Origin of the sequence: Nitrospira sp. (genome assembly GCA_029194535.1) — a bacterium.
Taxonomy (GTDB): Bacteria; Nitrospirota; Nitrospiria; order Nitrospirales; family Nitrospiraceae; genus Nitrospira_C.
In genome coordinates this window covers 2,216,501-2,240,019 of record JARFXR010000001.1, presented here as the reverse complement: position 1 = coordinate 2,240,019, position 23,519 = coordinate 2,216,501, and the positions used below count along the sequence as shown (strand labels likewise).

19 protein-coding genes and 1 tRNA gene are annotated in these 23,519 nt (G+C 59.6%); 6 read left to right on the top strand and 14 right to left on the bottom strand.

What is annotated here, in order from left to right; all coding sequences use genetic code 11:
• Positions 1-3: 3 nt before the first annotated feature.
• Positions 4-942, bottom strand: a complete 939-nt coding sequence (locus tag P0111_10405) for a hypothetical protein (GenBank protein MDF0644433.1) — start codon at positions 940-942, stop codon at positions 4-6.
• 551 nt (positions 943-1,493) lie between these two features.
• Entirely contained in the window at positions 1,494-2,696 is a 1,203-nt protein-coding gene (locus P0111_10400) for a hypothetical protein (protein MDF0644432.1), read from the bottom strand.
• Between P0111_10400 and P0111_10395 the strand changes: the two genes are divergently transcribed.
• Positions 2,695-2,958, top strand: coding sequence for a hypothetical protein (locus P0111_10395; GenBank protein MDF0644431.1), 264 nt, complete (start codon positions 2,695-2,697; stop codon positions 2,956-2,958). The two genes, P0111_10400 and P0111_10395, sit on opposite strands and share 2 nt — an antisense overlap.
• Before the next feature lie 27 nt (positions 2,959-2,985).
• Here P0111_10395 and P0111_10390 read toward each other — a convergent pair whose 3' ends face one another.
• From P0111_10390 to P0111_10350, 9 genes are all read right to left on the bottom strand, one after another.
• Complete coding sequence (locus P0111_10390; protein ID MDF0644430.1) at positions 2,986-4,263, bottom strand: hypothetical protein; 1,278 nt, start codon at positions 4,261-4,263, stop codon at positions 2,986-2,988.
• Positions 4,264-4,493: 230 nt separating this feature from the next.
• Positions 4,494-6,098, bottom strand: a complete 1,605-nt coding sequence (gene lnt, locus P0111_10385; GenBank protein ID MDF0644429.1) for an apolipoprotein N-acyltransferase — start codon at positions 6,096-6,098, stop codon at positions 4,494-4,496.
• Between the two features lie 225 nt (positions 6,099-6,323).
• Positions 6,324-7,763 (bottom strand): carboxypeptidase-like regulatory domain-containing protein, encoded by a 1,440-nt coding sequence (locus P0111_10380; protein MDF0644428.1) that lies wholly within the window; start codon positions 7,761-7,763, stop codon positions 6,324-6,326.
• Between the two features lie 208 nt (positions 7,764-7,971).
• Positions 7,972-8,997, bottom strand: coding sequence for a hypothetical protein (locus P0111_10375; GenBank protein MDF0644427.1), 1,026 nt, complete (start codon positions 8,995-8,997; stop codon positions 7,972-7,974).
• 134 nt (positions 8,998-9,131) lie between these two features.
• Entirely contained in the window at positions 9,132-9,755 is a 624-nt protein-coding gene (locus tag P0111_10370; GenBank protein MDF0644426.1) for a FecR family protein, read from the bottom strand.
• Between the two features lie 83 nt (positions 9,756-9,838).
• Positions 9,839-10,879 (bottom strand): cytochrome D1 domain-containing protein, encoded by a 1,041-nt coding sequence (locus P0111_10365; GenBank protein MDF0644425.1) that lies wholly within the window; start codon positions 10,877-10,879, stop codon positions 9,839-9,841.
• Between the two features lie 43 nt (positions 10,880-10,922).
• Positions 10,923-14,036, bottom strand: coding sequence for a caspase family protein (locus P0111_10360; GenBank protein ID MDF0644424.1), 3,114 nt, complete (start codon positions 14,034-14,036; stop codon positions 10,923-10,925).
• 265 nt (positions 14,037-14,301) lie between these two features.
• Complete coding sequence (locus P0111_10355; GenBank protein ID MDF0644423.1) at positions 14,302-14,544, bottom strand: hypothetical protein; 243 nt, start codon at positions 14,542-14,544, stop codon at positions 14,302-14,304.
• A gap of 233 nt (positions 14,545-14,777) precedes the next feature.
• Positions 14,778-15,782 carry a DUF1080 domain-containing protein gene (locus P0111_10350; GenBank protein MDF0644422.1) on the bottom strand — a complete coding sequence of 335 codons (1,005 nt, stop codon included), beginning with the start codon at positions 15,780-15,782 and terminating at the stop codon, positions 14,778-14,780.
• Positions 15,783-16,458: 676 nt separating this feature from the next.
• Between P0111_10350 and P0111_10345 the strand changes: the two genes are divergently transcribed.
• The 3 genes from P0111_10345 to P0111_10335 all read left to right on the top strand — a co-directional run bounded on the left by P0111_10345 (position 16,459) and on the right by P0111_10335 (position 18,306).
• Positions 16,459-16,836, top strand: coding sequence for a PilZ domain-containing protein (locus P0111_10345; GenBank protein ID MDF0644421.1), 378 nt, complete (start codon positions 16,459-16,461; stop codon positions 16,834-16,836).
• A gap of 66 nt (positions 16,837-16,902) precedes the next feature.
• Positions 16,903-17,757: a methyltransferase domain-containing protein gene (locus P0111_10340; GenBank protein MDF0644420.1), complete on the top strand. Its 855-nt coding sequence runs from the start codon at positions 16,903-16,905 to the stop codon at positions 17,755-17,757.
• Positions 17,758-17,919: 162 nt separating this feature from the next.
• Positions 17,920-18,306 (top strand): nuclear transport factor 2 family protein, encoded by a 387-nt coding sequence (locus tag P0111_10335; GenBank protein ID MDF0644419.1) that lies wholly within the window; start codon positions 17,920-17,922, stop codon positions 18,304-18,306.
• Positions 18,307-18,458: 152 nt separating this feature from the next.
• Here the strand turns inward: P0111_10335 and P0111_10330 are convergent, their stop codons facing one another.
• The 3 genes from P0111_10330 to P0111_10320 all read right to left on the bottom strand — a co-directional run bounded on the left by P0111_10330 (position 18,459) and on the right by P0111_10320 (position 21,890).
• Entirely contained in the window at positions 18,459-19,016 is a 558-nt protein-coding gene (locus P0111_10330) for a cytochrome c (GenBank protein MDF0644418.1), read from the bottom strand.
• Positions 19,009-20,286, bottom strand: a complete 1,278-nt coding sequence (gene soxC / locus P0111_10325) for a sulfite dehydrogenase (protein ID MDF0644417.1) — start codon at positions 20,284-20,286, stop codon at positions 19,009-19,011. The genes P0111_10330 and soxC overlap by 8 nt, the downstream gene beginning before the upstream one ends.
• Before the next feature lie 1,528 nt (positions 20,287-21,814).
• Positions 21,815-21,890, bottom strand: a tRNA-Arg gene (locus tag P0111_10320).
• A 268-nt stretch (positions 21,891-22,158) separates the two neighbouring features.
• Between P0111_10320 and P0111_10315 the strand changes: the two genes are divergently transcribed.
• Both P0111_10315 and P0111_10310 read left to right on the top strand, forming a co-directional pair.
• Positions 22,159-22,482 carry a hypothetical protein gene (locus tag P0111_10315; protein ID MDF0644416.1) on the top strand — a complete coding sequence of 108 codons (324 nt, stop codon included), beginning with the start codon at positions 22,159-22,161 and terminating at the stop codon, positions 22,480-22,482.
• Positions 22,479-23,465 carry a hypothetical protein gene (locus P0111_10310; protein MDF0644415.1) on the top strand — a complete coding sequence of 329 codons (987 nt, stop codon included), beginning with the start codon at positions 22,479-22,481 and terminating at the stop codon, positions 23,463-23,465. The genes P0111_10315 and P0111_10310 overlap by 4 nt, the downstream gene beginning before the upstream one ends.
• Positions 23,466-23,519: the final 54 nt, after the last annotated feature.

Here is a 23,519-nt window from a genome sequence, read left to right as displayed (position 1 = left end):
CCGTCACGGTTTCTTCTCCGTCTCAGCCGGTGCATCCACCGTCTGATTCCTTTCCGTTCCGCCTTTCTTGTCCACCCCCCGCGACATGAAAGGCGAGCGCCGCATCTGCGTGGGAGCGCTGCTCGGGGCCGGCGCCTGCATGACTGAAGGAGGAGGCAGGGGAGTCGCTTGTGGAACAGCCGAGGGTTGCATGACCGACGAGGAGGGCAACGGAGCAGTTTGCTGCACAGGAGAGCTCTGCCTCTTGGATTGAGTCGGCTGCGTCAGGAATAGTCGAAACTGCACCGGGAAGCTCCATGGTCCCGGCACCGCTTTGCCACTGGATCGCGCGCGCACTTCCCAACGACCCTCGTGTCCTCTGGTGACGCGCGGGTCCACCTGATAGCCTTGAAGCAATTGTGTCGTATCCACAATGAAGGGGTTGAGATAGGGTTTATCGGGCGGCGCGTCCAGCCACTGCAATTCCAGTTGCGTCACCTGAGTCGCTCCGATTTCTGGCAGATCGGCCTTGATGAAGAGCTGGCCCTGCTGCACGACAGCATTCCACCGGGGGTTGGTGATGGTGAACATGTCCTTGGTCTTTCCCATTACCCCAGGGATTCGCTTTGTCCCCGCGACGGGGGAATTGAGTCGTAGATATTGCGAGGACAGGCGTTGCCGATCAGCAGGGGCAATCATATTCTCGGTCTTTGGAAAGTTTAGCGACAGCAAATCTGGAACGGCTTCACGCAGGTCGTCCGGGATAAACGTGCCGCTGATGCGGCAGTTCGCCCCTTCTGGCTGCAACCATGGATCTTGTTTGCATCGCGCCATCCAGTACATGAAAATGCTGCCACCGGGTTCGCGAATGGGAATGAACGGTTCAAATCCTGTTATTTCGATCGCCTCGGACGCATTGGGTTTGTTCGGATCTTTCTCCGACGGGGACCATGATCCTTCCAATCGGTAGGTTAGTTGAGCTCCGGGCCTGTCCGGGCTTGTACAGATGCCGCTAAATGGATACTTTGCCGTTCCTTTCGGAATGCCGAGAAACTGTGGCTGTCCCGTGAGTCTAGGGGGACTGCAGGTTGTGGGAACCAATGTTGGTTCTGGTTCATCGGGGGTAGTTCCGAACGCTGAGGGGTAGGAGGCAGGGGGCGAAGCAAGAACCACAACCAGAAGTGCGACTCCTGCCACGCCGGCAATTCCTGGAAGGGATACTGATGGTTTTCGCATGGCTGCCTTCCTTTCCTTGTGAGCCGGTGAACGCGAGGCCGCTCGACATCATTTCCGGGGCAAGACCCCGGTTCCGGGAACTAGAACCTATCTCAAAACTCCTTCATGATGGGATGGGGATCTATTGTCGTCATTCCCGCGCAGGCGGGAATCCAGCATTTTCAGATCTTTCTGGATGCCCGCTCTCGCGGGCATGACCAGTTCTGACCGGAACACCCATTGTGAGATAGGTTCTATACTCTTCTCATCCATTCCATTGAACGGTCAGCTTCCCTCCGTCATGGCTGCTTCTCCATTTCGACCGGCATGTCCACGGTCTGGTTGCTCTCTGATCCGCCTTTCTCGTCTATCCCACGCGGCAAGATCACGGTGGTGTTCCCGAGGCCTGCCGATGGTGTCGTTTGCGGCCGGAACGCGCTTGTCCCGCCGCCCATGGTCGAACGTTTCTTTTGCCCTTCCACACTCAATGGCGTTTCGGCTCTCGGAGCGACAGCCGGATTCTGGAGGTAGTACTCAAACCGCACGGGCTGGCTCCAATCACCCACCTTGGGCTGATTGATGCGCACGCGCATTTCCCATGTCCCTGGAGCTAAATAACTATCCGGCGCCGCAATGCCGCTCGGACCGGCGATCAGACTCATCGGCACCTCGTAGGTGTAAAAGTCGAGGCCCTTGCCTTGGAAATGGGCCGGCGGGTTCAGCCACTTCAATTGAATCTGGGCCTGCGTCCCGGTGAGATACTTCGAGGGGGTGATCTGAAAAACGCCCTTGCCTTTGACCAAGAAGCCTTGAGGTAGGTTGATCGTGGGAGCGGTCGGAAATGCGGCGGTCGTGTGTGGAGCGTCAGACGGTACTGCCGTGCCGGATTTGCGAGGCACAAGAGGGCCACAGATCAGACCGAGCGCATTGAGAAACTGGCCGGCCCTGCCATGGAAGCCTCGGGCGAATTCGCCCTGAGGACATTGTGTCAAGGTATCGAGCGGCTTCGACGTCGTGTCGATTACGGGAAGCTCTGTGGGATGGCCGAAGATCCGGCGGCCGTCGCTGCGGAACGCGCCCGCGGTCGTAAAGCAGTCGTAGGAGATCGATTCGACAAACTTGAGCTGTGCGTTCTCACCGATGGTCATTGAATGTCTCGTCACACGTACGACCGTATGTGCCGGGCAGCGGCTATGATCCGGTGTCCCTCCGGTACTCGTCCCGATTGTGGCGCCGACGGTGAATTTACCGAATGTCTGCTTGTTCGGTGACAAGGGCTCACAGACCGGAGCGATTTGATCGATCCAGGCGCCCGTTCGCCCGGAGAAGCCCACCAAGAAGGAGCCGATCGGGCACTCAGCCCTAAAGTAGACGCCTCCTAGAGATCCCTGCGTCTTGGTATCAGTTGCGAAAGCTCCGGCCGGGAACCAGCCCAACGTTCCGACCAGTAACAGCAAGCAGCCATAAGGAGGTTTCAACAATGGTTGACGATGTCCCGTCATGAGTGCACCTCCTGTTCACGTAGGATCGCTCCTCGCTTCTCGTGAGTCGTCATTCGACGTAACTGGGTTCAAATCCGCCAACAGACGGATTCGCCTCGTCAAGGTGAACCTCCGGCCCCCTGCGCTCGACACACCGGATAAGAAAACGGTTCAACGTCGCTCAGAAGGAGAAGCCGCCATGTGGATCATCGCTGTGATGCTGGTCTCCCTCGTCGTCCTGGCCCTTGCCACCATGCTGCTTGAGCGGAGGGAAGTAGAATAAATCATTGGCAAACGGCATCACCTACTTCTACGGTGAGGTGAGGGTGCAGGGCACCGGCACCCACCGCGGTCCAATGTCGCTGGGATTGGGCCGACAGGGTGGAGATGACACGGTTCTCGCACCGACTGACGCCGCAAGAACTGCCGCTTCAATGGTTTTGTCGGGGATTGCAGGTATCGTGTTCATGCTGCGCGGTCTCACTCCGGACGGAAAGCCGATCGTCTCAAATCGCCTCCCATCCGCCGTCAGAAAGAGCAGGTGGAGATCGTCCAATGGACCCGGGATGACGACTGCAATCGTGCGGGAGATCGGAATCTGGTGGGTATCCCGATTCGCATTCAAGAGCACGGTCCGCCGGCCTTCTTGTGCGACTCCGAGCTGGAGATCCAGGATGGTTCCGATTTCATAGGCGCCGGCTTTGAACTCCACAGCCTCTCCCTTCGCATCCGTGGCGTGAAACGGCTGTTCGAGCGTGAGCGCAACCGGTTCGGCGACCTCAGGCGTTCCTTCCTCAATGACACCCGGGTCAGTACTTTCAACGCCCTCTGCCGGCGGGTCCTTCCCTTCCTTCCCGGAAGTCTGGCCTTCCTTTTCCTCTACGCCTCGCGCGAAAAGTCCTGATCGTGCCTGTGCACCCATCGATGCGCCAAGCGTTGGAAAGGCCGCTTGCGGTTCAGCCTCCATGCCTTGAGCAGCCTGGGCCTGCGCAGCCTGAGATGGCGTGATGACCGGGGACTGTTGCGGCTGGACCACCATGGCTTGCGTCGACGGGGATTGCTTGACGATCGGAGCCTGTTGCGGCTGAGTCATCATGCTTCGGATACGCTGCTGGTTGCTCATCCGGGCGGATCCCTGCTGGTTTGCCTCCTGATATTGTTTGATGAGTTGCTGCTTCAGCGTTGGCGATAGGGAGTCCTTTGTCAGGGGGAACGGTTTATCATCGATCTCAGAAGGGAAGGCTTCCCGCACGTCGTCCGGGACGTATTCGCCAAGGCGTCGGCAGGTGCCGCCTTTGAGCCACGGATCTGCGGTGCAACGGGCCGTCCAAAACACGAAGATTCTTCTCTCTCCTGACCCTTTCATTTGCCGGTTCGGGAAAAATTGCTCGTAGTTTTCAATGAACAGCGTCTCCACTGCGTTCGGGCGGTCTTGACGAGTCTCTGAAGGGTTCCATCTCCCTTCGAAGGAGAGATGGATGACGCCGTTGTGGTACTGCCCTGTTCTCAGTATGACAGGGCATTTTTCTTCAAAGGGGTAGGAGGCAAAGCCGGGAGGGTTCGAGGCGAATGTCGCAGCTTTCTTCATCACGGCTCCGGGGCAGGAGAGACTGACCGTATCGGTGCGACAGCCATTCCTACAGAACAGTAAGTCTCCCATGGCTTGAACTGACGCAGGCCCAGCAGGGATGCCGAGCAGGAGAACGATGCCGATCAACCAGGCAACCCATCGTGGCTCAATCTGCTGCCTTGCTCGATTCACCCATTCTGCAGCAAATCGGGTCTGTTCCATGGTCTCCTCCAAGAGTTGCGGGCGCTTTACCCAGCCGTTGGTTTGACAATCCGTTCGTCGGCGCATCGCTTCAGCGGTTCAACGCTTCGCCTCAGACCTGCCGCCGCGAGAAGGAAGACCCCATACATCCAGGAATCGCCGATTTCGGTATACCAGGTACCGGCGTTGCCGATGCGGATGGCGCCGGTTACCGTGTCTTCGATGAAGAGCTCAGACTCGGGGCCGACGATCCGTCCGTAGGCGTCGATGATTTGCGAGGGCCCCGTGTTCGACGCAATCACGATCGGCACGCGATGTTCCACCGCCCGGATGACGGACATGAGGTTGTGCTGGCGTGGAGCCGCGCTCCGTCCGAACCACACGTCGTTGGTGAGCTGGACGAGCATCTGCGCGCCGTTGCGGACCGAGTCACGGGCAAGAGCAGTGAACAGATTTTCCCAACAGATAAGTGGGCCGACCGAGAGCTGCTCGCCTATGCGAAGCAGTTGTCCGCCATCTCCCGCTGTCATCTCCGGCACGCGCGGAGCCAGCCATTCGGGCCAGGGGATGATGTCGGCAAGGGGACGATATTCCGCAAACGGAACGAGGATCCGTTTCCGATAGGGCCGTCCGAGCGGTTCGCCTGGCTCGATCAAATATGCGGTATTGAAGATTCGGCGACCGATCGTCAGCTCCGGTTCGCTCTTCGCGAATTTTTCGACCTGCGCCGCACCGACAATCAATGGAATGCCGATCTCAGTGGTCAGGCGTTCCAATCGTGCGACGAGTCCTGAATCAGACTGCAGATCGCCGGGGACGGCGCTTTCCGGCCAAACGATCAACAGGGGCTGCGCTTGGGCCGCCGAACGCGTGAGCCGTTCCAATCGTTCCAACGAGGTACGGCGCCCCTCCTCAGTCGTTCGCTCCGCCACGCGAATATCCGGCTGGATTGCGGTCACCGCGATACTCCGGCCTACCGGTGCGCTATAGAGGAGTGCCGCGCCCCATAGATGCGCGACTGCCAACAGCATTCCGGTCATCAGCACGGCCTGCCGTTCACGACGCAGGATGAGGCAGGCGAGCCCTACATTTCCCGCGGCCACGAGGAGGGTGACCGCTTGTTCTCCGCCAAGACTGGCGATCTGCAGGATGGCGAGGTTGTGATGCTGAGATTGCGCGAGGGTGCCCCAGGGAAGCGCGAGAAATCCGGCATGGGCGCGTAGCGTGTCACTGAGCACCCAGAGAAGGGGACCTGCCAAAAGCAGTGGTACGCCGAGGCGAGCCGTCCAGGCCATGGCTGCGCACCATGCCGCAGGGTAGGCGCCGACATAGACGGCCAGCACAACGGCATGGCGCATGTCGAAACTCGGCACTTCAAAGAGCCAGCCGTAGATGCCGAAGCTTGAAGCAATTCCGAACAAGAGGCCGAGACCGGCGGCCCGCCGCGGGCCTAATCCTTGGATTGCGATGATCAGCGGGACCAGTGCCACCCAGCCACACCATCCGATGTCGGGGTCAGGCAGCGAGCAGATCAAGAGAGCCGCGGACAGCAATGAGAGCGCAACCCTCGTGAATCGGTGCTCGAAGAGGTGTTGGTAGCGGATCAGTCCCGAGCCAACCGCAGAACCACGCGGGGACAAAAGGGGGAGCATCGTGCTTGTGGCGGTCTTGAACATTCGGTTAGCCAGATTGAGCGCGCCCCATAGAATGTTTCCTTTGTCTCGAGAAACGGAGGCAGCGCATCGACGGGATCCTCGCCTGCCGGCCATCTACGCGTCGGTCGAACCAGAATGGGGGAGCGTCACCTTCACGTGAGGCCGATGTGCCGAACGAATTGCTTTCAGGACACAGACACCTTGCGCTTCTTGCTCTTGAGGTCATTGGCCACCCAACGCCGAGTTGCGAAGGGGAGATATTCGCTCCAGGGTAGGAGGTTGAAGCGGAGGCAGCGCATTGATGGGATCGTCACCCGCCGGTCCTCTCAGCGTGAGCTTGACAAGAGATGGCTGCTGGTCCGAACGGGTCAGGTCGGGAACAGCGATGCAACGTACTGCATTGTAGGTGCCCGGTAAGACCGGTAACGGAATCGGAGAATGCGGGGGCGATGGAGGCGGCGGCCTGAATTCGTACAGTATTCGCCGCCAGGAGAGGGTTCGCTTCAACGCGCGCGGGCCGCAATAGGGACAACTCGGCTCCGAATACTTGTCGTACACGACTGCCGGCGCTGTCCCGCTGGCGAAGGCGCGAACACGGCCCTGGGCCAACGGCCCCAGACCGGGAAACGATCCCTCGATGTCGATCAGTTGCCAGTAGAGCATGAGATCGGGGCCATCGAACACGTCAAAGCTTCCGGACACATCTTCGAGCATTATGTTACTCACACGCGCATCCTGAGCGGGATCCGAAGGCAACACCATGGCGTTGTTCAAGCAATAGGTCGTGTCCTTCTTGTTGAATTTGAACCCGCTTTTGAATTGGTAGCGCCGGCTTTTCGCGGCTGCAACGAACCGTTCCAAGGCCTGTCCCGTTAATTCATAGTTGACGAGTCGAGCGGGCTCCAAGACCACGCTGATCGGGCGGCTGCGCGACACACATCCGTTCAATGCAAGGCTCGTCTGCATGTAGAGATGGTGGGTGCCGTAGTGCGGTTCAGTCAGCGCAACACTCGTCGCTAAGACCGGCTTCGTCAACTGCGCCGTCACCGGCACCCACGCGACATTCTTCTTGGTAAACGCCGCATCGGGGTTGAACTGTGATTCGGGATAGCGCTCCGCGGCGGAAAATTCGGCCAGGCGATAGAATGCCGGCTTTTCGGAGAAGACGGCAACAATATGGACCGTACGGCTGGTCGTCTTCGACCCACCCGACACTTCAAGGCTGGTAATCCTCTCACAGGCGTTATCTTCGCCCGTTGCCGTCCCTGCGATCCCTCCGCAAAAACTTGGCAGCGGTGTGGCTTGCCCCGGCTGTACAACGATCTGATGCACCAGGCTCGCGCCGTTGGTCATGGTAATCGTCGTTTGTGTGTTGGCGTATCCGTTACGGGACGTACGGACAGTGGTCGAACCCACCGGTAAAGAAGCGGAAAAACGGCCGTTTTGATCCGTCGTTTTCTGAGCACTCTGCCCCGGCATGTTGAGGCAGAGATTGACGTTGGGAATCGGCACGTCGTTCTGATCGGTGACAAAGATTTGGACCGAGCCGAATTCGGTCACGAGGGCCCAAGCCGACGACACGAGAAGGATGAACACGCAATTGAATGACACAACACAACAAACACAGATCGCTCGTTGAACTTTCGTCATACGAGGCAGCATCGTTCATCTCCCTTCGTCGTTCACCTCATTCCATCGCTTGGGCTGTGGGATGGTTGAGTCTCCCGTCGTGAATACCAGGAACTCTCTCAGAAGGTGTCCGTGGTCCTCGACGCCGGCACTTTGCACTGGCTACTTCTTCGGCGGACATTGATACGGATACTCGTCCTTTATAAGAGCAGGTGTGGAAGCATCATGAGTGCGCAGTTCATTACTGTGGCCTCATGAGGGAACCCTTGCCTATTGCGGCCTTTCCTGATTGCGAGCCGGTCGGAGGCGGCGTGGCCACCTTGAATTCGACCGCGTTGCTCCAGCCGGACTGATTGGGGGCCGACACCTGCGCGCTGACTCTCCAGGTACCGGGGTAAGTGGGAAACCCGCCGATGCCGAATCCGGTGTAGCCTCCCGGAGAGTGGGCTTGAAGGGCTCCGACCGGGATCGTCCTACTCTCGACCCAGATGCCCCGAGCGTCCTTCACTTGGAGCTTGACCATGTAGGTCGTGACGGTCCATCCCACAGGCGGACCCAACTTGATGGGAATGGGATTACCCCTCAGAAACACTTGCCCTGCCGCCGGTCTGAGGATTGACGGAGCCACTCCGGCGCTGTGCGACAAACCCGGCGATTGGCGGGCTCCTTGGGCGAGTTGCTCTTGCTTGCGATATGCAGCCCAAGCGCTCGCGATGGCCTTGTTGCTTCCGCTGGCGTAACGGACGGCGGCCGCGCTGTACGGCTTTTTGAAGTGCCCGATTTTGCTCAAAATCTCGTTCAGCAAGAGCCGGGACGCTTCGTATCTCGGCCCCGGATAGGCGCTCGACGGCGGATTGACTGAGGCGGTGATCGGCTCACATTTGACGTCGTTCAACCAGGGATCCTGTTCGCACCGGAACGAAGATTGAAACGTTCCCCAAGGACGGGAGGGTTCGCTGATTTTCGGTTCCGGCACCCGGAAAATTTCCGTCGCAACCTGCGACTGCGGCTCGTAATAGCCCTCCGCAGTAAAGGGGGCGTCGATCGGGATGAAGTAGGGGTTTCCTCCTGGGCTGTCAACCCGCAATCTGGCCACGTGACATTCGCCCTTGAAGAGATATTGGTGTTTCGTGTCTGTGAAATGAGCCTTTTGAGGTAAGGCTGCCGATTCTACGCAGGCCTCTCCTTCATCGATCGGCAGTTGACTGCCGCAGGAAGAGGTCAACAGAAGGCACAGCGCCACACCCCAACTCCAAACCTGTCTCATGACGCCCTCCCGTCTCAGACAAGGGAACTTGCAGAGTCTCGTTTATGGCATCAGTGAGTCGAGCGCTCGATCGTCACGGTTCAAGCCGACTGTCACCCCGACGCGCCTGTCCATCCTTGAGAACCTGCGATGGGCTATTTCACTGTGCCGTGCACCGCATCCGCCCAGGCCTTCGCGGCCTTCGCGTCGGTTGCGGCCGGCTTCGTGCATTTCTTGCCGCGCACGCCGTAACTGATGGTTTCGGTCCTGATCGGGCAGGTGCCGAACGGCGTGCCGAACTGTACGACCCCCTCGATCACCGTGAGAATGCTTTGCCCGTCTTCCTGAACTTTGAGGTTGAACTCCGTCTCTTTGACCGCTGCTGTGGCCACCGGCGTCTCCACCTCGAACCGCTTCGGTCCGCCGGCGGTCTTTGCCCAGACTTCCCCCTCCTTCAAGCGCAGGATCCGCACCGTCGGCTTGTCCTTCTCCCACCGGGATAACAGTTTGAAAGACGTGTTCTCGTTGAGCGCCACCTCGATGCCTTCAGTGAAGGTGATGAGGGCCTGGCTGCCGGAGTCGGTCTTGAGGACGTCGCCTTCATAAAGGGGCACATTCCCTTTGCCCAGCAATCGTTGCTGTACACCGTCGGTCCGGACGATGACCAGTGTGCCGATGGCGTTGACGGCTGTTCCGATGGGAATATTGTCAGCGTGCGCAGACGCCGAGAGGCTGAGGTTGAGGAAAGAGATCAGGCTGAGGTTGAGTAGTGCGGACATTGTCGCCTTCATTGAACTCATAGTTAAGACTCCTTCGTGCTTTTCGGTTTGCGCTCTCAGCTCTAAGCCATACGCCTGCTTGACTACCGCGACACCACGACTCGGATCGGCTTGCGGCCGACCGGCACCGTCGCGAGCGTTTGACCGGTTCCCGTGTCGATCACGCGGATTTCGTTGCCCTTGTCGTGCGCGACGAAGAGGCGCGTGCCTTCCGGATTGGACCAAATGCCGTTCGGCCCTTCACCGACGGCGATCTCGTCCATGACTTTGAGTTCCTTGAGATCGCCGCCGAGTCCCACCACCTTGTTCTGGCTGCCGACCGTGACGTAGGCCAGAGGACCGGTCGTGCCTTTATACGCAAAGGCGATCTGTTGAGGCTTGTCGCCCACGGCGAAGGTGCCGATCTTTTCGTGACTCTCCGGGTCCAGGACGTACACGTCGTTTTGGCCGGTATTGACGCCCCAGATATGTCCGTCCCGGCTCACGACCAGGAAATGCGGATTGGCGCCGACGGGAATGGTCTTGACGACCTGATGGGACGTGGTGTCGATGACGCCGACCGTTTTCTCTCCTTGAGAACTGACGAACGCAAACCGCCCATCGTGTGAAAAGGTCAGACCGGTCGGGCCCTTGCCCACCGGGATCGTCCCGAGGATTCTGAAGGTGGTGGTGTCGACGATCGAGATCGTGTTGTCGCCGATGTTGGCGACCCAGAGCTGACCATCGTCGTTGCTGAGCGCGACGACATGACACCGTTCGCCCGTGTAGATCGAGGCGATCGTTTCCCGTTTCGCCGTGTCGATGACGGAGACTCGCCCGGATGCCAAGTTACTGGCGTACAGGCGGCGGCCGTCACGGCTCACCGCCAGATCGTGCGTCGAATGGTTGAGCGCTGGGATAGTTCCGACCGACTGAAAATTCGTGGCGTCGATCACGCTGACGTCGTTACTGCTCTCGTTGGCGACATAGATGCGGGAAGGGACGGGAGCGAGCGCGGCCGCCGATGGCGGCGCGGTGGCCGGGGCCATGTCATACGACCCCATCTTGACGGGTTCGAATGCGCCGGCACAACCGGCGATCCCCAGCGCGAGACACGCAAGAAGAGTGAATCGATCTACACGCATGATAATGCCTCCATGATGACGATGGATGATGTGGAATGGGCGATCAGCGCACCTGACCCAGAATCAATTGTCCCTCAACCTCGCCTTTCTTGACCGGATGCTGATTCTGACCGGTCACCTCCGGAACCTTCTTCGAGACATACCCGTACGCTTCATCGACCGTGATGATGCCGTCTTTGTCGGCGTCGGCCTTGCCGCGCAATCCTTCCAGCAGATAGTAGGTGAACACTCCGTGGCCGAGATCTTCCCGTTCTTCGCTCACTTCGCTGGCCTTGCTCGCGCTGAGTACGATCCGTCCCTTGCCTTTGGACAGCCGGGACAGAAAATTCTCGGAAACGACCGCCCGTCTGGAGGCGGTGGCGAACGTCCGGCCGGCTGTCGCCCCGCTGTAACATGAGTCACTGATAAAAATGATCCGCTCCGGCGTGAGCCGCTGAAAGATTGTCTCGATTTCCCTCATCGGTAAGCCCGTCGTATACAGATCTCGCGGGTCTGCGTCGAAGGGAACGATGTATTTTTCGAGTCCATCGTCGTCGCCTGCCGATGCATCGGCTTCCGGCGCGCCGTGACCGGCGTAGTAGACAATGACCGTATCCTTTTCACCGGCCTTACGCTTGAGATCAGTCCCCAGGGTTCGCTTGAGGTTCATCAAGGTGGCCTGATCATTGAGCAACAGGGTCGTCTGCTCCTTCGGGATGCCGATGTGATTGGCCAGATAGTCGTGGAAGGCCAGCGCGTCCTTGTCCGCATAGCGGAGCGGCTGTACCCCCTTGTAATGGGAAATGCCGATCACGACGGCCCAGATTTTCCCGCGATCGGCGAGGCGCGTAACGCTGAGCGTGCGGGTGGCCGAGAGATTGTCGCGATCGACGGCGGTCACGACGATTTGATTTTTGCCTTCTCGCAGCGCCAAACGCTCGGAGAATTCGAGGTTGGTGTGAATATCCGACCCTTCAGGTTTCACCGTAATACCCCGGCTGTCCTTCTGAGTCACCAACTGTCCGTTGAGACGGATCTCGACGCGCGCCACCCCCTTCTCGCTCGCCGCCGCACCGGCCAGATGGATCCGCTCGACGCCGACTTCCGTGCCGTCTGACGGACTGGCCAGGGCGATGACCGGAGGCGCGTTCTGATAGAGCTTGACGACCGGCGTCCCGGAGATCGTCGGGATCGGCATGTCTCCCTTCACCGGTTCCTGTGATTCTCGAACGTCCGCCTTCGCAACCCAGCCGACTTCTTTGGGGGAAATCTGCACGCGATACCACTCGCCCAGCTCACCGGTCACGGCCAGACCTTGATCTTTCGGGGCGGAGGCGATGACGGATGCCTCGGGGCCGGCGCCGCTGTGGATCTTCGCGGACTGGGCGCTCACCGCGACCAATTTATTGGTGGCGACGATCTGCGGGGCGGTCTTGTGATCGACGGCGACCTTGACGGTGTCATCCAGCGTCGTGTGAAGGCCGCGCTCTTTGATGAACAGGCGAACGGGAATCTGCTCGTCCCGGATATCGCGCCCGACGAACAGGTTGACCGTGACATGCTTGGCCTCGTCGGGCTTGAGCAATCCGAGGTCCACCTGGCCCTTGCTGAGTTTCAGGCTTGGGTTGGACGGGATGGAGACCTCCACGGAGGTATTCTGAGCTTGGACGGTTCCGACGTTCTTGACAGTGACGAGCAGGTCTACCGCTTCGCCCCGCTGGAGGCGTCCATCGCCGTTTCCCACCGAGCCACCGCTTCCGTCGTCGATGATCTGCAGGGTGTAGGCGAACCGAGGACGAGGCAAGCCCTTGAGCGCCAACACCGCATTCAGGTTCTCCGGCACGAAGCCGTTATATTCCTCGAATTCCACGCGAACAGGAATGCTGCCGTCCGGTCGGTCGGCAGGAACCTTGATCGTCACGACATCCTCGGCGCTCTGCCCCCCGTCGATCTTGCCGAAATAAAAGAGATGCCCGTCGAGGGCCGGATCGTCGCTCTTAATACGAGCTTGAAACCGGTAGAGCGGCCCTTTGCCTGCGTTCCGGACGGCCAGCGTCAAGGTCACTTCGCCTCCGGCCTTCGCTTCCATCGGTCTGATGGCCAGGTCGGCTTGGGCCAGCGGGGGCGGTGACGGCGGGGTGCCGATCTCATTACCGCGCCGCTGCATCTTTTCCGAGAGCTGCGCGCTGAGCGTCGGCGGCGTGGGGGGTTGCAACCGGACAATGCGGTCTCGACCGGCTGAGGCGACGAGGGCTCCATCAGGAGAGATCGCCAGTGACCAGACCGGTCCCTTGTGTCCGCCGAGGGTATGCCGTTCGTTACCCGAAGCGACATCCCAAACCCGCACGGTCCCGTCTGCGCCGGCCGACAATAAGGCACGGCCATCCGAAGAAAACACAATCGCATAGACCTCGCCTTTATGTCCGGTGAGCGTCAGGTGTTCCTCGCCGCTCTCGAGGTCCCAGAGGCGGATCGAGCCGTCTGCGGAGGCGCTGGCCAACCATCGACTATTAGGGTGAAACGCGAGGCCGTGCACGGCGCCGGTATGTCCGGACAGGGCCTGTCGTTGCCTGCCGGTCGCCAGGTCCCAGAGATGCACCTGCATGTCGCTGCTTGCCGTCGCGAGGGTCTTGCCATCCGGCGAGAACCGCAACGCAAAGACCACGCCGAATTGCCCGCGAACGGATTTCGTTTCTTTCCCGGTCGCCGCATCCCACAAGCGGAAACTGCCGTCGTTGCCGCCGGAGGCGATCATCTTTCCGTCCGCCGCGAACGTTACCGCGCGGACCGCGCCAAATGAAGTGGTGACGGCGCGCACCTCCCGCCCGGATGCCACATCCCAGACACGGATCGAGGTATCGGCGCTGCCCGAGGCCAGGAGCGCGCCGTCCGGCGAGAAGGCCAGGGCATGCACGGCACCCAAATGCCCGCGCAGGACACGTACATCCCTGCCGGTGTCCGGCTCCCAAAAGCGAATGGTTTGATCGGTACCGGCCGAGGCGACCAGTCGGCCGTCAGGTGAGAATGCCACGGCGAGCACTTCGTTGCTGTGTCCGTTCAGCAGGCGGGTCACCTGTTCGAGAGCCTGCGAAACGAGGGGGAAACCGACGAGCCCACAGATGAGCAGCCCGGCGAAGAAATATCGGCACATGATGCGGATATTGCCCTGTCCGCTCACGGCGCTCTCCTCGGCCCAGCACACTACCCGAACAGACGTCGACGAGATGATCGTCGAATGCTCTGCCCGACGAACCATGCCTCCCTTGGTCGATGGCAGGCTCTGATCGGTTCAAGCGGGGGCTAGTCTAGGGATACCCCTTGCGGGAAGTCAATGAAGAGGAGCCGCCCTATACGAAAGGAGGGGTCCATCGACGGACTTGGGCTCCTGCGAATGAACAGAATGGAACAATCAGCGGAGGGGAAGAGAGCAATGGTGCAGCAGGCTAGGCAACTCGGAGCTTGCTCATGAACTTGTGGTAGCACTTGGGACAGTACGTGTGCGTGAAGAGATATTCCCGCGGATCGATCTGGTGTGTTGCTTCATAGATGCGCGACGTGACCCACCGTTCCGGAGCCGAGGATCCCTCAGACTCCACGCGGATCAGCCCGCATAGGCAGCAGACGGGGAGCAATGATTTCTCCTTCGTTTGGCTTTCCGTTCTATCCGGTTGAGTGGCCTGTGTCATGACTGAGCATCCAAATCGTGAATGATTCACTTTACCAGGTGTCGATCAACTTTGAAAAGAGCTGTGAGGAAAAAATAAAATATTTTTTCACCGGCCCTAGGCTCTCCCCTAGGTCGCTGGCGGAAAGAATACCGGTCGATGCTTGTGGAAATTACTAGGCGTGCTGTCGCTGCGTGAACGCGTTGCTAGACAGGTGAGCGTGACGCGACGCCCCTGCCGGTTCGTGACTTCGCTTATTGCGGTATGTGATCCTCTTTCGGAACGACCCAGATGTGACGAAACACGACAGGGTCGCCGTGACCTTGAAGATAGAGCACGTCCGGCAGCGGTCCTTCCGGCGCGCGGCCGGGGGTCCCGTGAGACAATTCTACATCGTCGTGAATCACCACGCCATTGTGGCGGACGGTCACGCGGGCGTTGCGCTGCTTCTTCCCATCGTGATCGAAGCGTGCAGCGGTGAAGTCGACATCGTAGGTTTGCCAGGTGAGCGGTGGAAAGCTCATATTGACCGACGGCGCGGCAATACTATAGATGCCGCCGCAGCCGTCATGTCCGGCCTCGAACCCGAAGGAATCCAGAATCTGCAGTTCGTATCGGTTCTGCAGATAGACGCCGCTGTTGCCGCGGCCTTGTCCTCTCGCCGCCGGTTTGAACGGCACGCGGAACTCCAGATGCAACAGATGGTCGCCGAATGTCTGGCGGCTGGCTGCATCCGCGGCCAGGAGATTCTTCATGACGATGTTGCCGTTCGTGAAGGCGTCGGCGGTGCTTCCGTCGAACAGGACGACCGAGCCTGGCGGCGGCGCGCTTCCTTGCGTGGGACTCTTCCGTTCAATGCGAGTCAAGGCTCCCATTTGCGACTGATCTCGACCGTACAGGGTCAAGACGCCCTGTTTGATGGTCGCGTGCCAGAAATCGACATGAAATGTCGTACCGTCCTCGCCGGAGATTCCATCGGCCGTCATGTTCCGATCACCTGGATGCCCGCCCTGTCCCGGCAAGCCGCCCGAAAAGAGGACGAGATGAAACCGCTTCTCTCCCAAAGCCGTGACTTGTGCGCCCCAGCGTCCTTCGCCGAGTTCACTATGGGACATTCCGAGGTATTCGCCTTGGATTTCGAAATCCGGTCCGGCGTTGGTGGGATCCGTAAATACTCCGGGACGATCCTGCGCATTTCCGTCTGTCGGGGCGAACAACAGCAGACAGAGTACCAACGCTTTCTCCCACCAGGTGCGCATAGGTTCCTCGCTGGTGAGTCGATGGTAACGATGCGGGGGAGGGCTTGCAAGACGTGTCGGTGAGAGAGAACTGCATGCAACCTGGATGACCGGCTTCGGTAGGAAGCCCGACCATTCGCCTGAACGGTCGTTGTGGTGGGGAGGTTTGACAGGGTGTCTCACTCAGCGATATGTTCGGGATTGGTGAGGTGTGATATGCTCGCCCGTCTGATTGCCGCCTTGTCGCTCACTACCTTTGTCGTCCTCTTCAAACGCCTGGTGACCCGCAAGCGCCGCCCGCTGCCGTACCGTAAAGCGGAATCCAATTGGCCTCGTCGAAGCTACCGCGAACCTTCGTCACGCTCCTGAATCCCGCTTCTGCTCGGTCCTAGTGTGGTATCCCGTACGTTCCTGTAATAATCCGTTCACCCTGAGCCGGTCGAAGGGCTCGCCACGAACGAACTTCTGGGACGCAACACTGGGCCTATATATAAAGGGAGCGTTTTCTGGTGTCGGACCAAGCTTCTTGACGGTATCAAGCTCATAACCAATTGTAATCATTTATCTATTACGATATTTCGACCGGTTGGTCGAAAGGCGGGGAACCGTCAGCCGGAGCTTTCGGGTTCCCCACCTGGCTGAACCGCCAGGTGCGCGTCTCTGTAATGAGAAGTACTGTATCGACAGGTACCACGGAATGGCCGATCCTCGCAGCCACACAAGGATTCCAGTCCGAGTCTCGGGCTGTTTTGCGTTTGGATCGGGCGGTTGGGTCGAAGGGATCGTCGTCGATCTGGCCGCCGGAGGCTGTCGTATTGAAACCAGGGCCAGGATCCAGCCGCCCAGCTATCTGCAATTGATCCTCACTCCATCCGCCGAAGACCTGCCCATCAGTATCGATCTTGCCGTGGCTCGATGGGTGAAAGAGGGTCAGGTCGGCGTCCGTTTCCTCAGCCTGCAGACCGAACAGCAAGACCGACTCCACTGGCTCCTCGCTCGAGACGGTCAGAGCCTCGACGTTCCAAGCATCTCACAGATTCCAGAGACGGCAGGACTTTCCCCGGAGAATGCGTGACCTCGGTCCGAACCCTCGCCGAATCCGTGAATCAAGTCGGACCCCTTTCCGTGTATAGTTCGCGCCATGTCAAGAAGCAGTTCCGACGATCCTTCCACTGATCCCGGCCGCATCAACGTCACAGCCTTTGAGCAAATCGACGCGGCCGCGAACGTGCAGGACTATGTCCATATCCTCGATGTCTTCGACAGGCTCGAGGGAATCCAACGGCTCAAGAAAGCCGCGATCGAACGATGTCGCATCCGGCCAGGCCTGTCGGTACTGGACAGCGGGTGCGGCATCGGCCTGGAGACGGTCAAACTAGCCGGACTTGTGGCTCCATCAGGTCAGGTCGTCGGCCTCGATTACAGTCGCAAGTTTCTGGATGTCGCACAACGACGAGGGGCCGGCCTCGATCTTCCGATCACGTACCGGCAGGGAGATGCGCAACAACTTCCGTTCCCGAACGCCGCCTTTGATGTCTCGAGGAGCGAGCGCCTGTTTCCCTATCTCAGTGATCCGCAACGGGCTCTGACCGAATTGATTCGTGTGACGAAGCCCGCTGGATGGGTCTACCTGATCGAGCCGGACTTCGAGACGGTCACGATCAACCTGAGCGATCGAAGTCTGGTTCGGAAGGTCCTTCACTACGACTGCGACCACCATACCAAGAACGGCTGGATCGGTCGTGAGCTGCCGAGACTCTTCAAGTCCAGCGGACTGGTCGATGTCGCAGTCGAAGCCAGTGTCGTCGTCTTCGAACCGGAGAGTTTCAGCGCGTACTTTCTGGAGATCGGCCGCGCCGCGGCCAGCAATCAGGTCATTACCGCCACGGGGCTGAAACAGTGGGAAGACGACATCCATCGATTACGCGATGCTCATGAGTTGTTCTGCACGATCAGCTATTTCATGGTCGCCGGCCGAGTACGCGAAGGATCGTGAATGAAACCGTCATCCGGCTCCGCCAGCCGCGCCGCATCTCCATGGCAGGGCGGGGACGTTCGCGAGCATATCTCATGCGGTCAGAAAGAAAGCGCGTCGCCCAAAGATTGCCGTGCTCGCTACTCGCAAGAAGCGGTTATGACTAGAAAAGGAGAACCGGACATGGAACCTGAGACCGTTCGGGCGGCGGTGGCCCGATATTTCGCTGCGATCCGACAGATGGACGCCGATGCCTGGGTCGCCTGCTTTGCGGAGCAGGCGACCAGTTATGAACCGGGGGCTCCTGCTCCTCTGCAAGGCCATGCGGCATTGCGCCAATTCTTTCTCGGAGTCGTCGGCGCGTTCGAGAAAGTCGGCTTGACCGAAGATCATGTCTTCCTGTCCGGCAACCGTGCCGCCGTGAAGTTCACGGGGCGCGGCATCGGGAAGAACGGCCGATCGGTCGTCTTCGAAGGCATCGATGTGTTTGAAATCCACTCGGACGGAAGAATCCATACGATGTGGGGCTACTGGAATCCGGCCGCGATGCTGGCGCAACTGCAGGGGTGAAACCGACGCCATGAATCCACGCCCACCTTCATGAGGTCGTCCCAACAAGCCAAGCGGAACGGGGCCATTGTTCGATTCCAGAGGGCGAGTGAACGGCCACCGGCAGCGGCCACGCCGGTGAGCCGTTGGATGCGGCTTGATACGAGCAACGGCTACTTCAACACATCGGGTCGAGGATCAGGCGTGAAGCCTGTGCGGTTCGGCATCTGAACGGCAGGGAGCGTCCGCGCATCGAGTGCCGCATCAGCCGGAAGGATGCCGTTCTGGTGCAGCAGCCAGGCAACGACGGCATACACCTCGTCGGCTGTCAGGGATTGCGGAGCGGGGAACGGCATCGCGCGGCGAACGTAATCGAACAATGTTGTGGCATAAGGCCAGTAGCTGCCGATGGTCTTGATGGGCTGTCCTGTGGTGAGCGTGCCCTGTCCGCCCACGAGCCGGTCCATCGGTCCTTCCTGGCCGGTCGGACCATGGCAGACCGCGCACTTCGCGGAAAACACGGCTGCCCCCTGGGTAACCGTCCCACGACCCGGAGGCAGGCCGACACCGGTCGGGGCGACATCGATGTCCCAGATCTGTATCTCCTTCTCGGCGGGTGAGCGGCCGAATCCATAGCCGAGCGGTATATTGTTGTCTCCTGCCAGAGCCGAGCCGGCAAGCCAGGCCGATCCTAGAGTGATCACCCACACTGCCGCCGCAGTCCTAGACATGGACATTGGTCACCTGCCCGTCCCGCGAAATCTTCCAGCTCTGAATGGCGTTGTAATGGTAGACGGAATGGATCCCGCGCACCGCGACCAGGGCCGCGCGGCTGGGTTGCACGTATCCGGTTTCGTCGGTGCAGCGACTCTGGAGAATGGTTTCCATCCCGTCCCACCGCCAGGGCAAACGAAACCGCGTGTGGCATTTGGGGAGGACCGGCTCTTGGAGGCGAGCCTGCTCCCACGAACGGCCTCCGTCGGTGCTGACCTCCGCCTTGGTGATCGACCCGCGACCACTCCAGGCGAGTCCGCGGATTTCGATGAAGCCGGGCTGTAGCGTCTGTCCGCCCGAAGGACTGGTGATGACGGATTTGGCTTCCATCACCATCGTGAACTGCCGCGCTGTGCCGTCGGGCATGAGATCGGTATATTGAGACGTCTCCTCGCGCGTCATGAAGGGAGCGGTTCCCAGCTTCAAACGTCTGAGCCACTTGATACAGGTATTGCCTTCCCACCCGGGGATCACCAGCCTGAGCGGGTAACCCTGTTCCGGCCTGAGCGCCTCGCCGTTTTGCGCGTAACAGAGGAGCGCGTCGTCCAGGATGTCGGCGAGGGGGAGGCTGCGCGTCATGGCTGCGGCGTCGCTGCCTTCCGCCAGTAGCCAGGTGCCGTCGGGTTTCGCGCCGACTTCTTTGAGGATCGTCGAAAGCCGCACACCGGTCCATTCGTTGGTGCTCGTGAGCCCGTGGGTCTGCTGGGCAGTCTGCCCCGCGGAGGCTCGCCATTCAGGCGCGGAATTTCCCGAACACTCGATGAAGAGGAGCCGCGACACCGAGGGAAAGCGCTTCAGTTCCTCGACCGTGAAGATGAGCGGTCGCTCGACCAGGCCATGGACAAGCAGCCGGTGACGGCCCGGATGAATGCTCGGGATGCCGTTGTGGTGGCGTTCAAAGTGCAAGGACGCGGGGGTCACGATGCCCTGAAGGTCCTGGAGTGGAGTGAGAGTGGACCACCAAGAGCGAGGCACCCGCTCGCTTGTCTCGAACTCCGAGCGATGCCCGTAGCGGCTGGGCGGAGACCCTGGCACTTTTGTCGGATCGGCCGAAGCCGCCGGCTCTTCGGCGCGCACAGGACTGAGCATGGTCTCAGCGATCGTGACTCCCACGACGGCCGCCGCCCGGCCCAGCCAAGTGCGACGGTTGACCAGCGGCTCAGGCCGATGCTCGTCGAACAACTCCTCCGGCGCTCGCACTGCCTGATCCTCAGGGTGCGCGCTCATCGGACTTTCTCCTGAATCGCTCATCGACGTGTCCTATTTCTGCGACAGCCTGAGACGGCCAATCGCGCCATGACATCATATAGAGGGCGATCGAGCCGCGCAAGCCGCAATGGGCACTCCTGTCCGGTCCGCAGTCTGTGACCATGCATGATACGAACGATCTCCGCTTTGCAAGAGGGACTGCGCTCCCATTGGTCGATCCCTATCCGGAACGGCTCTCATCTTCGTCGAGCGATGAGGAGAAGAAACGATGCAGGCTTATCAGCGCAAGAAGAAGGGCCTGGCTCACTCTTGTCTCAGCCAGCGGGAGGGGATTCTCCATGGTGGACGGCCGGAAGGCGAAGGGGTCAGATCCAAGTCTTCCTCGGGGAAACTGGTGCCCATCAGTGAGAGGGGAGGGTGATGCCATATGGAGCCAAGGGCCTATCGAGAATGCTTGGATAGCCGGGCATCACGATCCCATAGGGCGTCCTTCCGAGACTGGAAATGGGGGGCGGCGACAATGGAATATAGTATGCGAACTCGCCTCCTTTAGTGATTGTGCTGCCGCTTCCTGGAGGGGTGAATAAGTAGGACGGTTGGCCTGGCCGAAAAACATTGGCACTGCCATCGAACAGAGGAGACACGAACACACTCGGCTGCCCTGGGGAGATTATCACTCCTCCATTCGATTGAGCTTCCGCGCGTGAAGCAACCACCACAATAATCAGCAGAGAGAATAAGAGGACACGAATCATTCCAGTCCTCCCATCACATAATCATACTTTACAGGATTATCGTACACCAACCGACTACACAAAACGAGGTGCGCTGCATTGAACTGACTCTCCTCACCAATCATGAAGTACCTGTTCAACCTCAGTGGACTGGTGAACGTCTGGGAGTCTGACTCGAGTCAGATTTCTCGAATGAGACGACTCCGTCGAGCAGCAAGAATATGGCAATGAGGAGCAAGAGTATCCCACCGATCCCCCAGCCGCGCGGGGTAAACCACCACGGGTCTTTCGTGGTTGCTGCCAGCCCACCAAAAATTCCACACAGAGTGCCTAAACCTGCCATGATTCGGGCGATGATCGTTCGCTTGGCACCAGCTTCCATGGTGTACCTCCCAACGCGGTGGTTATGAGGCTCCGTAGACCAACCTATCGTCGGAGTATCTAGCAGCGGTGTCAAGGTAAGGCGGACGAGGTGGGCGCCGGCACGAGCAAGATAGATACAAGACTACTGGTGGGTTTTATCCGCGGGCGTCAATTGGGAGAGGCTTTGCCTGAATAGCCCGCGGCCCACACGAAGTGCGGTTTGGTGCGCCCGACAGGACGGAATTCGATAGGCCCGGATCCGTCAGTTGAAGAGAGGCTTCTCCTGAAGAGGCGCGGGCTGACACAAACATCTAACTCGGACTACTGGAGGTGTTTATCCGGCGGCGCAACAAAGAAAGGCTGCGCCTGGTGAGCCGCCGGCCCACACGAAGTGCGGTTTGGTGCGCCCGACAGGACTGAATTCGATAGGCCCGGATCCGTCAGCGGTTTGGTGCGCCCGACAGGACTTGAACCTGTAACCCCCAGATCCGTAGTCTGGTGCTCTATCCATTGAGCTACGGGCGCATCAAAGAAGTGCTGAGTTGTGAGTCCTGAGTTGAAGCAACCGGAAGGCGGCTTGGAGACGAGGTCAGACAGCCGGCTCCATCATCTGAATCAGCACTCAGGGCTCAGGACTGGCCGCTGCGGCAGTCTGCGGTTATACAGGGCCACGCCCCGGTGGGTCAAGGGAGCAGGGGCTGCCGATCCATTCAGAAAAAACTATATCCAGAATCCAACCACTCCAGTAGGATGATGCTCTGACGCTCAGGGAACTCATCCGTGAGGACTGGCTATGCCGAATCTCCAGGTCGTGGAGCAGGTGGTTGGACAAGCGGTTGAGCAACAGCCTCAGCAATCGGTTCAAGAAGATCGGCCGGTCGTGGAATCGACTCAGTCTGGTTCCAGTGCTGTCGGTACGATCGGTACGATCGTACGATGGACGGTCGGCATCGTGGCGGCCTTTGCGCTCGGGAGCTGGCTGGTCTGGCTGACCGCCTACCTGCAACGCCATTTCGTCCTCGAAGATATCCGTTCGGCCTGTCAAAGGGTCATGCCGGACACGGTCGAGCGATGTGTGGATACCGTCATCATCCAGCGGGGCGGAGCGAGGCGATGACCAGGCGCCTCCTGGCCATCGGAAGCCTGCTGGCCGCCGGCGTCGTCTTGACCTCTTCAACCTGGCTCGCCCAGGCCCAGGAGCCGGATGAGCCGCGGCGGCCTGCGACTGAAATCAACATCGGCACCTGGATCAGCGTCGGCGAGACGAAGTGGGCGCACAATGCGTCTTCGGTGCCGGGCCTCGGCAATCCCACATCGAAACTGGATTATGAGGACGTCGGCACGAACGTGATCGACGTGGCCGGGAAATTCTGGTTCTCTCAGAAAGTCTTTACCAAGCTCAACGTCGGGTTCGCCAATGTCGGGGGCGGTCGCTTGACCGACGATGATTATGGAGCAGGACAGCAACTCTTCTCGAGTACCCAGAGCAACATCAACGGCAATAACATGTGGTATGTGAACGCGGATTTGGGCGGGCGCGTGACGGAGTTCGCACACCACCGTGGCTATCTCGATGTCTTCGGCGGCTATCAGTATTGGCGTACGGAATATCAGGCGGTCGGGGTGGCGCAGATATCCTGCAACCCGGCTGCGATTCCAGGCCTGACCTGCCTACCGCCCGGCACGAGTACGAACCAGGGGCAGACCGTCATCACGAATACAACGTCCTGGCATTCATTTCGAATCGGCATGACCTCCGAGTATAAGTTCACCCGCCGGATCAGCGTTCACGGCACCGCAGCCCTCATTCCCGCCAGCTATCTGGACAACAAGGACCAGCATCACCTGCGGCCCGACTTGCAGCAGAACCCGAGCTTCGCCATGACCGGCTACGGCATCGGGGCTGATGGCGACATCGGGCTTCGCTTTCAATTCATGAAGAATTTTGCCGCCGACGTGGGGTACCGCGTCTACTGGAATCAACTCATCACCGGGAATCTCACCGTCTACCCGGTGAACGACTCAAGCCAGTCTTTTCCCCTCACCGAGTTTCAATCCCTCCGGCACGGATTGACCGCCGGCCTCACGCTGATATTTTAGCGGGGACTGGCTCGGCATACCTTGCCGTGCCTGTCCCAGTTGGATCAGGTTGTT